Source organism: Stenotrophomonas sp. A3_2 (assembly GCF_036624925.1).
Taxonomy (GTDB): domain Bacteria; phylum Pseudomonadota; class Gammaproteobacteria; order Xanthomonadales; family Xanthomonadaceae; genus Stenotrophomonas; species Stenotrophomonas hibiscicola.
In genome coordinates, this window is record NZ_JAZKVY010000313.1 from 1 (window position 1) to 321 (window position 321).

Below are 321 nucleotides of genomic sequence, written 5' to 3' on the forward strand. Positions count from 1 at the left end.
CCAACCTGCCGCTGCTGTTCCATTGCTCGGCCGGCAAGGACCGCACCGGCTTCGGCGCGGCGCTTCTGCTGACCGCGCTGGGGGTGCCCTGGGAGCACGTGGTGGCCGATTATCTCGCCACCAACGCCCTGTGGCGCCGGGAGATCGCGCGCAATTTCGAGCTGCCGGAGGGGGTGAAGGAGGCGCTGCTCTCCGCCAACGCGCTTCTGCTGGAGAGCGCGTTTGCCGCCATCTCCCGCAACTATGGGGGCACGGAGGCGTATCTGGAGCAGGCGCTGGGGCTCGATCGCGCGGCGCGGGCGGCGTTGCGCGCGCGGCTGA

1 protein-coding gene is annotated in these 321 nt (G+C 71.0%); it reads left to right on the forward strand.

What is annotated here, in order from left to right; genetic code table 11:
* A partial coding sequence (locus R5H29_RS14495) for a tyrosine-protein phosphatase (RefSeq protein ID WP_332329354.1) occupies positions 1-321 on the forward strand: 321 nt, incomplete at both ends.